Source organism: Corallococcus sp. CA053C (assembly GCF_003611675.1).
In the GTDB taxonomy this organism is placed as follows: domain Bacteria; phylum Myxococcota; class Myxococcia; order Myxococcales; family Myxococcaceae; genus Corallococcus.
In genome coordinates, this window is record NZ_RAWA01000315.1 from 1 (window position 1) to 11,690 (window position 11,690).

Genomic DNA, 11,690 nt, shown 5'->3' on the forward strand with positions numbered 1-11,690 from the left:
CAGATGGGCCGCTGGCATGCCCCCTGCTTACATCCGCGCCGGGTGGGGGAGAATCAGGGGCGTTGGCCGGAGGTGGAAGATGAAGGGCGTTCAGGAACAGGGACACGCGCAGGCACCGGGCAAGCAGTGGGACCCGGTCTGCGGCAGGCATCTGGAGGCTCCGGACGAGCATCCGTCGTCGGAGTACAAGAAGCGCCGGTACTTCTTCTGCTCGGAGGACTGCCGCACCGCCTTCGAGCGCCAGGCGGAGCGCTTCCGCCTCAACGAGCTGGCGCGGGCCGGCGCGCTGATGTCGCCGGGCCGGGTGCGCTGGGGGCTCGCGTAGGGCAACACGCCGCGCCCAGGCGGACGGACGGCCTCCAGGGGCCTCACGCCGCCTGACGCATGTCCTTGAGGCGCAGGGACAGCTTGCGCTGGCCCCGGAAGGTGTCGAAGCCGGCCTGGAACGCCAGGTCCACCGGCCCCTCCACCAGCGACACGCGGTCCGCCATGCCGAAGCCGATGGCATCCAGCTCCGGCGCGTCCAGCAGCGCGAGCTTGAGGTGCCCCGCGCCGCTGACGCCGGACTTCGCGGGCAGCACGCGCGGGCGGGCCGTCTGCCCCCGCAGCACCAGCACCGGCTCCGGGTTGCCCTGACCGAAGGGCCCCAGCCGCTGGAGCGACTCCACCGCCAACGCATCCAGGTCGCTGGGGTTCACCACCGCGTCCACGCGGCAGCGAGGAATCAGGTCCTCGGGCGTCAGGCGCTGGAAGGCGATCTTCTCGAAGGCCTCGCGGAAGGCGGGCAGCTGCTTCGCGTCCACGGTGAGGCCGGCGGCGTGCTTGTGGCCGCCGTAGCGCATGAGCAGGTCCGAACAGCCGGTGAGCGCGTCGTACAGGTGGAACGCCTCGATGCTGCGCGCCGAGCCCTTCCCCACCCCGTCCTTCACGCCCACCATCACCGTGGGCCGGTGGTAGCGCTCCACCACGCGCGACGCGACGATGCCGATGACGCCCGGGTGCCAGCCCTCGTCGTAGAGCACGAGTCCGCGCGCGTCCCGGTGCTCCTCCGCCTGCGCCAGCGCCTGCGTGAGGATGCCGCTCTCGATGCCCTGCCGCTCCGCGTTCGCGCGGTCCAACACCTGCGCCAGCGAGCGCGCGGACTCCACGGACTCCGCGCACAGGAGCTGGAGCCCCAGCGACGCGTCGTGCAGGCGCCCGGCGGCGTTGATGCGGGGCCCCAGGCGGAAGCCCACCTGCCCCGCGGTGACGGCGGCGTCCGGCTCCATCCCGGCCACCTCCTTCAGCGCGCGGATGCCGGGGCGGCGGCCCTGGGACAGCTCCTGGAGGCCGTGCGCCACGAGGATGCGGTTGGCGCCGGTGAGCGGCACCACATCCGCCACGGTGGCCAGCGCCACCAGGTCCATCAGCGCCTTGAGGTTGGGCTCCTTGCGCGTGGCGAAGAAGCCGTCGTCGCGCAAGCGCTTGCGCAGCCCCATGCAGAGGTTGAAGGCCACGCCCGCGGCGCACAGCACCTTTGTGGGGTACTCGCAGCCGGGCTGGTGCGGGTTGAGCACCGCCACCGCGGGCGGCAGCGTGGGCGGCACCGTGTGGTGGTCCACCACGACGACGTCCAGGCCCATCTCGCGCGCCCGGGCAATCTCCGCCACGGACGTGATGCCGCAGTCGAGCGTCACCAGCAGGCGCGTACCGTCCTGGGCGATCTTCTCCACCGCGCCCAGGTTGAGCCCGTAGCCCTCGTCCAGCCGGTGGGGGATGTACGTGGCCGGGGGCGCGCCCAGCTCCTTCAGGAACAGGTACATCAGCGACGTGGAGCTGACGCCGTCCACGTCGTAGTCCCCGTAGAGCGTCACCTTCTCCTTCTGGCGCAGCGCGCGGAGGATGCGCTCCACCGCGCCCGTCATGCCCTTCATCCGGAAGGGGTCCGGCAGGTCCGCCAGCCGGTCCGACAGGAAGGCCGCGGCGGCCTCCGGCGTGCGGTAGCCGCGATGCAGCAACACCCTGGCCGCCAACGGGTGCAGCGAGAGCTCTCCCGCCAGCAAACCCACTTCCTGCTCAACGACGTCTGGAAGCAACCACCGCATGGAGAAGGACAGTACCTCAGACGTCCGACCATGGCAGTCCAACCCGTCCTCCCACCTCTCCCTCCTGTACGGTTGTTCAGACGTGCGCTCGGCTGCCTTCCTGCCTCCAACCTGCACGGCGGGTGCGCGGTGGCCAGCTTGGAAGCACATCCTCGGACGGGGAGGTCCATATGCTTCGCAGGTCCATCCAGGGCGGTGCCCTGCTCATCGGAGTGCTGTGCGCGGGCACGGCCTTCGCGCAGAAGAAACAGGGGGACGTGAACGTGTTCCTGCGCGGTGGCGTGGGCGACTACACGGGCGACCTGGGAGACCTGTCCAGCACGGGCCCGCTCTGGGGCCTGACGCTCAACCTGCAACCCACCACCTTCCTCGGCTTCGAGGTCGGCTACGAGGGCTCGCAGAACCAGGTGAGCGACAGCCGCCTCTTCGACGGGCCCTCGCTGGTGCGCAACGGCGGCAGCGCGCTCATCAAGGTGTCGCCGCCCTTCCTCACCACGGTGCGTCCCTTCGCGGGCGTGGGGCTGGGCATGTCCTACGTGGACGTGCGCGGCGCGGGCGCGGGCCTCTACGACTCGGACCTGATGGAGGAGGTGCCGCTCGCGGTGGGCCTGGAGTTCAACACCGGGGGCCTCACCGCCGGCGTGCGCGGCACGTACCGCGTGCTCATCGACCAGGACTTCGCGGACCTCACCGCGACGGACAACGGCGGCGGCGGGCTGATGGACGCCTCGCTTACGTTGGGCGCGCGCTTCTGAAAAACGAAGGGCCCTCGCTCCCGCAGGGGGAGGAGGGCCCTCGTCACGTCAGGAGCGACGGACGGCTCAGGCCGTCTTCGGCTGCTGCTTGGCGCCGTGGTGCGCATCGCGGGCCGCGGCGCGCTCGTCCAGCCAGATGACCACCGGGCTGGCGATGTACACCGACGAGTACGTGCCCACCAGGATGCCCACCAGCATCGCCATGGCGAAGTCGAAGATTTCGCCGACGCCGAAGATGAGCAGACCGATGAGCGACAGCGCCGTCACGCCGGAGGTGAGGATGGTGCGGCCCAGCGTGTCGTTGACGGCGATGTTGATGATCTCCGCCAGCGGCTTGCCCTTGTACTTCACCATGTCCTCGCGGATGCGGTCGTAGATGACGATGGTGTCGTTCACCGAGTAGCCCACGATGGTGAGCAGCGCGGCGATGGACGTCAGGTTGAACTCGCGCTGGGTCACCAGGTAGTAGCCCGCGACCATGATGACGTCGTGGACCATGGCGAGCAGCGCGCCGGGGCCGAACTTGAAGTCGAACCGGAACGCCACGTAGATGAGGATGGCGATCATGGAGTACAGCAGCGCCATGACGCCGCGGTTGCGCAGCTGCTTGCCCACCTGCGGGCCCACGTAGTCCACGCGGCGCTGCTCGAAGTTGGGCTTGTCCATGCCGGCGCCCAGCGCGGCGAACACCTTGTCCGCCATGCCGCTCGCGACGACCTGGTAGTCGTAGCCCGTGCCGCCGCTGTTCGCGCCCAGGTCACGCACCTCCTGCACGCCAATGCCCGCGCCCTCCACGGCCTTCTTCACCGCGTCGATGGCCATGGGCTGCGCGGAGCGGAAGTTGACGATGCCGTTCGCCATGTCCGCGTAGACACTGCGCGTCTCGCCCAGGCCCTGAATGGCCTTCTTGGCGCTCTCCGCGTTCTCCGCGGTGAGCTGCGTGACGCCGCCCATGCGCAAGAGGAAGGAGTTCTCCTCCGCCGCGCCCACGCCCTGCACGCTGACGTCGTGCAGACCGCCGGCCTGCGCGCGCTCGCGCACCTGCTCCGCGGTGGTGGGCGTGTTGTACTTCAGCTCCACCACCGTGCCGCCGGCGAAGTCCACGCCGAAGTTGAACCCCACCGCGGCGATGCCCACGATGATGGCCAGGTTGATGAGGCTGGAGATGAAGATGGCCGGCTTGCGCTTGCCGATGAAGTCGAAGTTCGTCTTGTGCTTGAGAATCTGCATGGCGGGTTCCCGTGGCGCCTGCGTCGGTTAGACCGACACCGACTGCGCATTGCGGCCGTGGACGAAGAAGGTCGTGATGACGCGCGTCACGACAATGGACGTGAACAGCGACGCCAAGAGACCCACGATGAGCGTGGTGGCGAAGCCGCGGACCGGGCCCGTTCCGGTGAAGAACAGGATGAAGCCCGCGATGAGCGTCGTCACGTGCGCGTCGAAGATGGTCCAGAAGGCGCGGTCGTAGCCCTGGTCCACCGCCGCGCGCGCCGTCTTGCCGTGGCTCAATTCCTCGCGGATGCGCTCGTTGATGAGCACGTTCGCGTCCACCGCGATGCCCAGCGTCAGCACGAAGCCCGCGATGCCCGGCAGCGTCAGCGTGGCGTTGAAGAAGGCCAGGCCCGCCAGGATGAGCAGGCCGTTGAGCAGCAGCGCCACGTCCGCGATGAGGCCGGACTTGCGGTAGTAGATGGCCATGAAGACGATGACGAGCGCCAGGCCCACCAGCGCGGCCATGCTGCCCTTCTTGATGAGCTCGTCGCCCAGCGTCGCGCCCACCTGACGGATTTCGCCCACCGTCACCGGCGCGGGCAGCGCGCCTGCCTTCAGCACCAGCGCCAGCGTCTGCGCCTCGCCCAGCCACTCCTCGAAGCTGCGGGCGCCCGCGCGGCCCATGGTGATGCGCGCGCGGCCTCCGCCAATCTTCTCGTTGATGTTCGGGGCGGTGTGAACGTTGTCGTCCAGCACGATGGCCATGCGCTTGCCCACGCTGGCCTCGGTGAGCTTCTCGAACTCGCGAGCGCCCGCCGGGTCGAAGGCGATGTTCACCTCCGGCTCGTTCATCTGGCTGACCGACGCGTCCGCGCCCGCCAGGCTCTCGCCCGTGAGCGGCACGGCCTTGTCCACGAGGTAGCTGCGGTACGAGATGCAGTCGTTCTTCTTCACCGGGTTGGCCACGCACTGGGTGAGCACGTCACGGCCTTCCGGCGCCTTGTCCTTCGCGTACGCCAGCAGCGCCTCGCGGTTGGGCGAGGACAACTGCGGGAAGCCCTCGTCCTGGGTGAGGGTGATCTGGCTGTCGGCCGGGGGCGGGTTCTGCGCGAACATCTGCGCGAACACCTGGGGGTTGGTGTCATCCACCATCCGGAACTCCAGCTGCGCGGTGGTGCCCACCAGCTCCTTGGCCTGCTCCGGGTTGCTGCGGCCCGGCAGGGAGATCTGGATGGAGTCGGTGCCCAGCTTGCGCACGTCCACTTCCGCCACGCCCCACTTGTCGATGCGGCGGCGGATGACGAGCATCGCCTGGTCCACGGCCTCGTCACGGAAGCGGTTCACCTGGCCCTCGTCCGGCTTGAGCACCAGCGTGGCGCCCTCGCGCGACTCCAGCGAGAAGTCGGTGAAGGTGGCCAGGACCTCCTTCTGGATGGCGTCCATCGTCGCCGGGTCCTTGGCCGTCAAGGACAGCTGCAGCCGCTCCGGATCCGTGTCCGCCGTCACCTCGCCCAGCTTCTTGTCGTTGACGTAGGTGGCGATCTGCTGCCCGCGGCGCTCGGTGCGCTTCTGCAGGGCCGTCTTGGTGTCCACGCGCATCACCATGTGGATGCCGCCCTGCAGGTCCAGCCCCAGGTTGAGGCGGTACTTCGCGGGGGGCGCCCACGCGGGCAGCCGCTTCTCCAGCACGGCGATGTTGTTGCGCTCGGCGCGATCCAACACCACCAGCGAGTAGTACGTCGGGACGAGGAACCAGATCGTTCCCAGCGTCACCGCGACAATCAATCCGAACTTCCACCACCAGCCGCGGTCCATTACTTCTCCTCCTTCTTCTCGGTGGAGGTCGCCGTCGGGGCCGCAGCCACCGGAACGGTTCCCTTCGCACTGACAGCCGACTTGAGCACGCGCACGCGCACGCCACTGGCGATTTCCACGGTCACCGTGCCCTCGTCGACCTGGTGGATGCGCCCGAGGATGCCGCCCGACGTCACGACGTCATCCCCCTTCTTCAGCCCCGCGATGAGGTTGCGGTGCTCCTTGAGCTGCTTCTGTTGGGGGCGGATCATCACGAAGTACATGATGGCCACCAGCACGGCGAGGAAGCCGAAGGTCCCCAGGGGAGAACCTGCCCCGGCCTGCGCGAGAATCAGGAAACTGTCAGCCACTCACTGCCTCGTGGTTTGGAAGGGAGGATTCGGAAAGAAATGCGCCTTGCCCCGCCCCCGGCGTGCGGGTGGGGGCAAAACATCCGAAAGGGTGGCCTCTTAGCAAGGGCGCCCCATGTGAGCAAGTGAACGCCGGAAGCACGGTAAACCGTTGGTCGCTCACCGGCCACGGGTCCGCTCGGCCTCCTGGGCGTGTGAGCGCGCCCGGAAGTCCCGTGCAAAGGCCGCGAACCGGTCCTCGGCGATGGCGCGCCGCACGTCCGCCATCAGGGTGAGGAAGTAGTGCAGGTTGTGCAGCGTGTTGAGGCGCATGGCGAGGATCTCCCCGGCCGCGAACAGGTGGCGCAGGTAGGCCCGGCTGAAGGTGCGGCAGGTGTAGCAGGAGCACGCCGGGTCCACCGGCCGGGGGTCCCTGGCGTAGGCCGCGTTGCGGATGACGAGCTTGCCCTCCGAGGTGAAGAGCAGGCCGTTGCGCGCGCACCGTGTAGGCAACACGCAGTCGAACATGTCCACGCCCTGCTCCACGCACGTCACCAGGTCCAGCGGGGTGCCCACGCCCATCAGGTAGCGCGGGCGGTCCCGGGGCAGGAGCGGCGCGGAGTAGGCCACCCCCGCGTGCATCGCCTCCGGGGCCTCGCCCACGGAGTAGCCGCCGAGCGCGTAGCCGGGCAGGTCCACCGCGCAGATCTCCTCCGCGTGGCGCTTGCGCAGGTCCTCGTGCAGGCCGCCCTGGACGATGCCGAACAGCGACGAGCGCTCGCGGCTCCAGGCCTTCACGCACCGGTGCAGCCAGCGCGTGGTGCGGGCCAGGGACTTCTCCAGGTAGGGCCGGTCCTCGGTGGACGGGGGGCACTCGTCGAACGCCATGATGACGTCCGCGCCCAGCGTCTCCTGGATGGCGATGGAGCGCTCCGGGGACAGCGAGTGCCGGGAGCCGTCCAGGTGTGACTGGAACGCGGCTCCTTCTTCCGTGATCTTCCGCTTCTCCGACAGGCTGAACACCTGGAAGCCGCCGCTGTCGGTGAGCATGGGGCGGTCCCAGGAGATGAAGCGGTGCAGGCCGCCCATCTCGCTGATGAGCGGCTCTCCGGGGCGGAGCATCAGGTGGTAGGTGTTGCCCAGGATGATCTGCGCATCCAGGTTGAAGAGGTCGTCGGGGCCCACGCCCTTGACGCTGCCCACGGTGCCCACGGGCATGAAGATGGGCGTCTCGATGGGGCCGTGGGGTGTGTGCAGCCGGCCGCGGCGCGCCTTGGTGCCGGTGTCCTCGTGCAGCAGCTCGAAGCGCACCAGCCCCGGGGGCACGCGGGTATCGCCCTTCTCCTTGCGCTGCTCATCGCGTTGCTCGTCCACCACGGCACTCACTCCTTCACCAACATGGCATCGCCGTAACTGAAGAACCGGTAGCCCGCGCGCACGGCCTCCTGGTACGCGGCGAGCGTGCGCTCACGGCCCAGGAGCGCGCTCACCAGCATCACCAGCGTGGAGCGCGGGAGGTGGAAGTTCGTGAGGAGCACGTCCACCTGGCGGAAGACATAGCCGGGGCGGATGAACATCGCCGTCTCGCCGGGGCCGGGGCGCAGCCGGCCTGTCTGGGGGTCGGTGGCGGACTCCAGCGTGCGCACCACGGTGGTGCCCACGGCGACCACGCGGCGCCCTTCGGCCTTCGCGGCGTTCACGGCGGCGGCGGTGGCCTCCGGCACGGTGAAGCGCTCCGGGTGCATGTGGTGCTTGTCCAGCACCTCCTCGCGCACGGGGAGGAAGGTGCCGGGCCCCACGTCGAGCGTCACCTCCACGCGGGAGATGCCCCGCGCCGCGAGGCTTGAGAACACGGCGTCGGTGAAGTGCAGCCCGGCGGTGGGCGCGGCCACGGCGCCCGACGCGCGGGCGTACACGGTCTGGTAGCGCTCGGCGTCCGCGGCTGCGGGCTCGCGGGTGATGTAGGGCGGCAGCGGCAGCCGTCCGGCCGCGTCCAGCAGCGAGGCGAGCGAGGCGCCCGGGGCCGCGTGGAAGCGCACCCGGTACTCGCCTCCGCCCAGGGCCTCCAGCACCTCCGCGGACAGGCCACCGGCGAAGGTGACGGACTGGCCGGGCTTGAGGCCCTTGGACGCCTGCCCCAGGCAGATCCACTCGAGCGACTCCGGCGCGCCACCGAGCGCGGCGGACGTCAGCGTGGCGGTGGCGGCGGGACGGACCACCAGCAGCTCGACGCGGCCGCCGGTGCCGGCCTTCTGGCCCAGCAGGCGGGCGGGGATGACGCGCGCGTCGTTGAGGACGAGCAGGTCGCCCTCGCGCAGCAGGTCACCCAGGTCGGTGAAGCGCTGGTGGCTCCAGGCGCCGGTGGCGCGGCTGACGACCATCAGGCGCGACGCATCCCGGTGGGGCAGCGGGGCCTGGGCGATCTGCGCCTCGGGGAGCTCGAAATCGTAGTCGGAGAGGAGGGACGACACGGGGGCAGCGCTTGTAGCAGTCCCCGCGCCCTCGCGGAACCGTCCGGGATGGGAGGCCGGGTGTCAGTAGAGCTGCTGGAACTCGGCACCCGGGTAGTAGTGGGAGAGGATCTCCCGGTACGTCTTGCCCTGGTCGGCGAAGGCCTTGGCGCCCCACTGGCACAGCCCGGCGCCGTGGCCGAAGCCGCGCCCGGTGAACACGTAGCCCTTGCTGGAGGACGTCACGTCGAAGTCCAGGCTCTTGAGCCGCGTGTAGCCCAGCTTGCGGCGGAACTGCACCCCGTCCACCAGGGTGCCATCGGAGAGCGTCACGCGGGTGACCCGGTGCGTGGGCGTGCGGCCGGAGACACGCATGCCGTCCGGGGAGGACTTCAAGGCCTTGCGCAGCTCGCCCTCGGAGAGGGTCGCCGACCAGCGGCTCGCGGGCAGCTTGCCGCAGGGGCAGTCCACGGGCTTGAGGTACGGCAGGTTCCGCTGGAGGGCGTCCTGGCCGGACTCGGTGTGGCCGCCGCAGGAGGCATGGAAGTAGGCCTCGATGGGAGCCAGGTCGTACGTCAGCACCTCGCCGCGAGTGGCCTCGACGGCGGCGCGCGTCTTGGCGTCCTCGCGGTTGACGCCGCCGTACACCTGATGGAGCACGCTGCTGCCCATGTGGAAGGCGGCGCCGTAGGAGTCCAGCTTCTTCTGCAAGGCGTAGGTCCGGGCGGCGACGGCCTGGGCCTTGAGGGCCTCCAGGGGGAAGGACACCGGCATCTCGCTGCCGAGCACCGCGGCGAGGTAGTCCTCCAGGGGGATGACGTTGATGAGCTGGAGGCTGTCGCGGTAGAGCCGGACGACGACGTCGCCGCGCACCTGCGAGCTGCCGGCCTTGAGGGGCTCGTTGCCGGGCCCGCCCGCGTCGAAGGACTCCATCCCCCCGCGGAAGCGCACGGCCTCCCCGACCGCCGGAGCCCCGTTGATCTCCAGCCGGCCGCCCCGGCGGCGCACGATGGCCTGTCCCGCGCCGATGGGAACGAAGGTCCCGTCCTCGGCATCGGGCCCGAAGCCCAGGCCGCGCCCGCTCACACGGACCTCGTCACCGGGGTCGTCCATGGCAATGCGCATCGTCTCCACGGCGAACGCCCGCGACGACGCGAGCAGGAGCAGCAGCAGTGCCACACGTTGCAACATGGTTGAACAGTGTAGGGGCATGGCGGTCCGCCTCAAGAAATCGACCAGAGGCCCGGACACGCGGTGGAGCCGGTCCCAGCCCCAGGGCCCGGACCTCCCCACGAGGGCCTGCGTCCACTACGTACCGAGGACCGCTCAACCGCTGCCCGGAGCCCTGGCAGTCCGCCATCGCCCGCCATGGACCGCGAAAACCTCCGGCGGATGCCGCAGAATGACGACCGCGTGACCGCCTCTGTTCCTGATGCCTCCCGCCTTTCCACCGAGGCCCTCGGCGCGGCCCTCCGCGCGCTGGAGCCGCGCATGGCCGCCGTGCTGATCCGCCGTCTCGTGGAGCGCCGTCCGCTCGCGGAGTGCGCGACCTGGTACGGAATCTCCACCAACGCCTTCTCGGTGCTCCTGCTGCGCTCCGCCATCGCGCTGACCCGGCACGTGGGCCAGCCCGCGAGGGCCCCCGAGGAAGCGGAGGAGGCCACCGCCTGGGAGCGCATGCTGTCCATGGCCATGGACAAGGACACCGCCCCCGTGCCGGTGGCGCTCGCCCCCGTGGCCCAGGTGTGTCGGCGGTTGCAGGAGCTGGGTCCCCAGGTGGAGACCGCGCTCGCGCAGGCCGCGCAGGCGGACGCGGACTCCCCGGGACGGGCCCGCGAGGAGTGGCTGCGTCGCCTGGCCGTGGCGGCGCTCCTGGCACTGACGGCCTGGCTGTACTGGACCCGGCCGCCCGAACCGGACCCCAGGCCCGAACGCCGCATGCGCTCCCCGGAGCGTCGCTAGAGCGAGCAGGGCCGAAGCATCCCTCCTTCCCCGCCCCCAGGGCCCAGGAACCGTTGGCGGGCCCTTCCCGTGCGTCAGGGTGACTGGACGGAGCCCGGAGCGGACGCGATATGGGTAGGGCATGCGGGCAACCGGGTCATGGTGGGCCATCCTCGTCGTGGGAATCGGGCTGACGGGCTGTGCGAAGCACGTGGACGCCCGGGTGGCCGGGGACGACGACGCGGCCATCGACGGCGCCGCGGCGCGCCTCGAAGAACTCCGGGCCCGCGAGCAGGAAGACGACCTGGACTGCGCGGAACAGTGCGACGTCTCCGCGAAGACCTGCGCCACGGCGGAGCAGCTCTGTGGCCTCGTGGACCGGAACGCGGACCGCGACGACCTGCCACCGCGCTGCGCGAGCGCCAGGGAGCAGTGCGCGGGCGCGGGCGACGGCTGTGCGCGGTGTCAGGGCGGCTGACCTGGAAGACGGAACAGAAGCACCCGCCAGCAGACGCTCACCCATGCGTCCCCTCGGGCTCCATGCCTATGATGGGCGCGACTTTGAGGAGCCTCCCCATGACCACCCGCCTCCCGCTGTTCCTCGCTGCCGCGTCGCTCGTCCTGGCGCCCCCCGTCCTCGCGGAAGAGGAAGGCCTGTCGCCGGAGAAGGTGGCGGCCATCCGCCGTGACGAGTCCGCGGCCCAGGCGAAGGTGGACGCGGCGTACGGCAACCGGAAGCCGTCGGAGATGAGCAACGCGGAGCGCGGCCAGGCCATCCGGGATCAGCAGCAGGAGGCGGCCAAGGTCATGGAGAAGCACGGCGTCTCCGCGAAGGAGTACGCCGGCTACACGGCGAGGATGACGCCGGACGACAACTCGCGCGCCGCCAACGAGTCCAAGCGGCTCGAGGACAAGGCCAAGGCCGACAAGGCCGCCGAGGAGAAGAAGCGCGCCGCCGGCGACGGAGAGGTCCACATCCAGCAGGGCTTCAGCGACGCGGACCCGGTGGAGCTGGAAGCCGAGGAGGGAGCGGAGGTCTCGGTCGACGTCGACTCGAACCTGGAGTCCGCGCCCGCCGTGGACATCGCGACGATGGAAACC

General features: G+C 70.2%; 12 protein-coding genes. 5 read left to right on the forward strand and 7 right to left on the reverse strand.

The window, feature by feature from the left end; translation table 11 throughout:
• Nucleotides 1-79: 79 nt before the first annotated feature.
• Nucleotides 80-325 (forward strand): YHS domain-containing protein, encoded by a 246-nt coding sequence (locus D7V97_RS31310; protein WP_120614293.1) that lies wholly within the window; start codon nt 80-82, stop codon nt 323-325.
• A gap of 43 nt (nt 326-368) precedes the next feature.
• Here D7V97_RS31310 and recJ read toward each other — a convergent pair whose 3' ends face one another.
• The gene (gene recJ, locus D7V97_RS31315) at nt 369-2,084 is read right to left on the reverse strand and encodes a single-stranded-DNA-specific exonuclease RecJ (RefSeq protein ID WP_120614294.1); all 1,716 of its coding nucleotides are present in this window, start codon (nt 2,082-2,084) and stop codon (nt 369-371) included.
• A 170-nt stretch (nt 2,085-2,254) separates the two neighbouring features.
• Here recJ and D7V97_RS31320 point away from each other — a divergent pair, with 170 nt between their 5' ends.
• A complete protein-coding gene (locus D7V97_RS31320; protein WP_120614295.1) occupies nt 2,255-2,839 on the forward strand; it encodes a hypothetical protein in 585 nt (194 codons plus the stop codon).
• 66 nt (nt 2,840-2,905) lie between these two features.
• Here the strand turns inward: D7V97_RS31320 and secF are convergent, their stop codons facing one another.
• From secF to D7V97_RS31350, 6 genes are all read right to left on the reverse strand, one after another.
• A complete protein-coding gene (gene secF / locus D7V97_RS31325) occupies nt 2,906-4,069 on the reverse strand; it encodes a protein translocase subunit SecF (protein ID WP_120614296.1) in 1,164 nt (387 codons plus the stop codon).
• 27 nt (nt 4,070-4,096) lie between these two features.
• Nucleotides 4,097-5,869 (reverse strand): protein translocase subunit SecD, encoded by a 1,773-nt coding sequence (gene secD / locus D7V97_RS31330; RefSeq protein WP_120614297.1) that lies wholly within the window; start codon nt 5,867-5,869, stop codon nt 4,097-4,099.
• Nucleotides 5,869-6,219 carry a preprotein translocase subunit YajC gene (gene yajC / locus D7V97_RS31335; protein WP_120614298.1) on the reverse strand — a complete coding sequence of 117 codons (351 nt, stop codon included), beginning with the start codon at nt 6,217-6,219 and terminating at the stop codon, nt 5,869-5,871. Before yajC ends, secD begins: the two co-directional genes overlap by 1 nt.
• 159 nt (nt 6,220-6,378) lie before the next feature.
• On the reverse strand, nt 6,379-7,575 hold the full coding sequence (gene tgt, locus D7V97_RS31340; RefSeq protein WP_120614299.1) for a tRNA guanosine(34) transglycosylase Tgt: 1,197 nt from the start codon (nt 7,573-7,575) through the stop codon (nt 6,379-6,381).
• A 5-nt stretch (nt 7,576-7,580) separates the two neighbouring features.
• A complete protein-coding gene (queA, locus tag D7V97_RS31345; RefSeq protein WP_120614300.1) occupies nt 7,581-8,669 on the reverse strand; it encodes a tRNA preQ1(34) S-adenosylmethionine ribosyltransferase-isomerase QueA in 1,089 nt (362 codons plus the stop codon).
• Between the two features lie 63 nt (nt 8,670-8,732).
• On the reverse strand, nt 8,733-9,839 hold the full coding sequence (locus tag D7V97_RS31350) for a SpoIID/LytB domain-containing protein (protein WP_120614301.1): 1,107 nt from the start codon (nt 9,837-9,839) through the stop codon (nt 8,733-8,735).
• Between the two features lie 300 nt (nt 9,840-10,139).
• Here D7V97_RS31350 and D7V97_RS31355 point away from each other — a divergent pair, with 300 nt between their 5' ends.
• From D7V97_RS31355 to D7V97_RS31365, 3 genes are all read left to right on the forward strand, one after another.
• Nucleotides 10,140-10,610, forward strand: a complete 471-nt coding sequence (locus tag D7V97_RS31355) for a hypothetical protein (protein WP_233583342.1) — start codon at nt 10,140-10,142, stop codon at nt 10,608-10,610.
• 157 nt (nt 10,611-10,767) lie between these two features.
• Nucleotides 10,768-11,067, forward strand: a complete 300-nt coding sequence (locus D7V97_RS31360) for a hypothetical protein (protein WP_368668975.1) — start codon at nt 10,768-10,770, stop codon at nt 11,065-11,067.
• Nucleotides 11,068-11,165: 98 nt separating this feature from the next.
• A partial coding sequence (locus D7V97_RS31365) for a hypothetical protein (protein WP_120614302.1) occupies nt 11,166-11,690 on the forward strand: 525 nt, incomplete at its 3' end.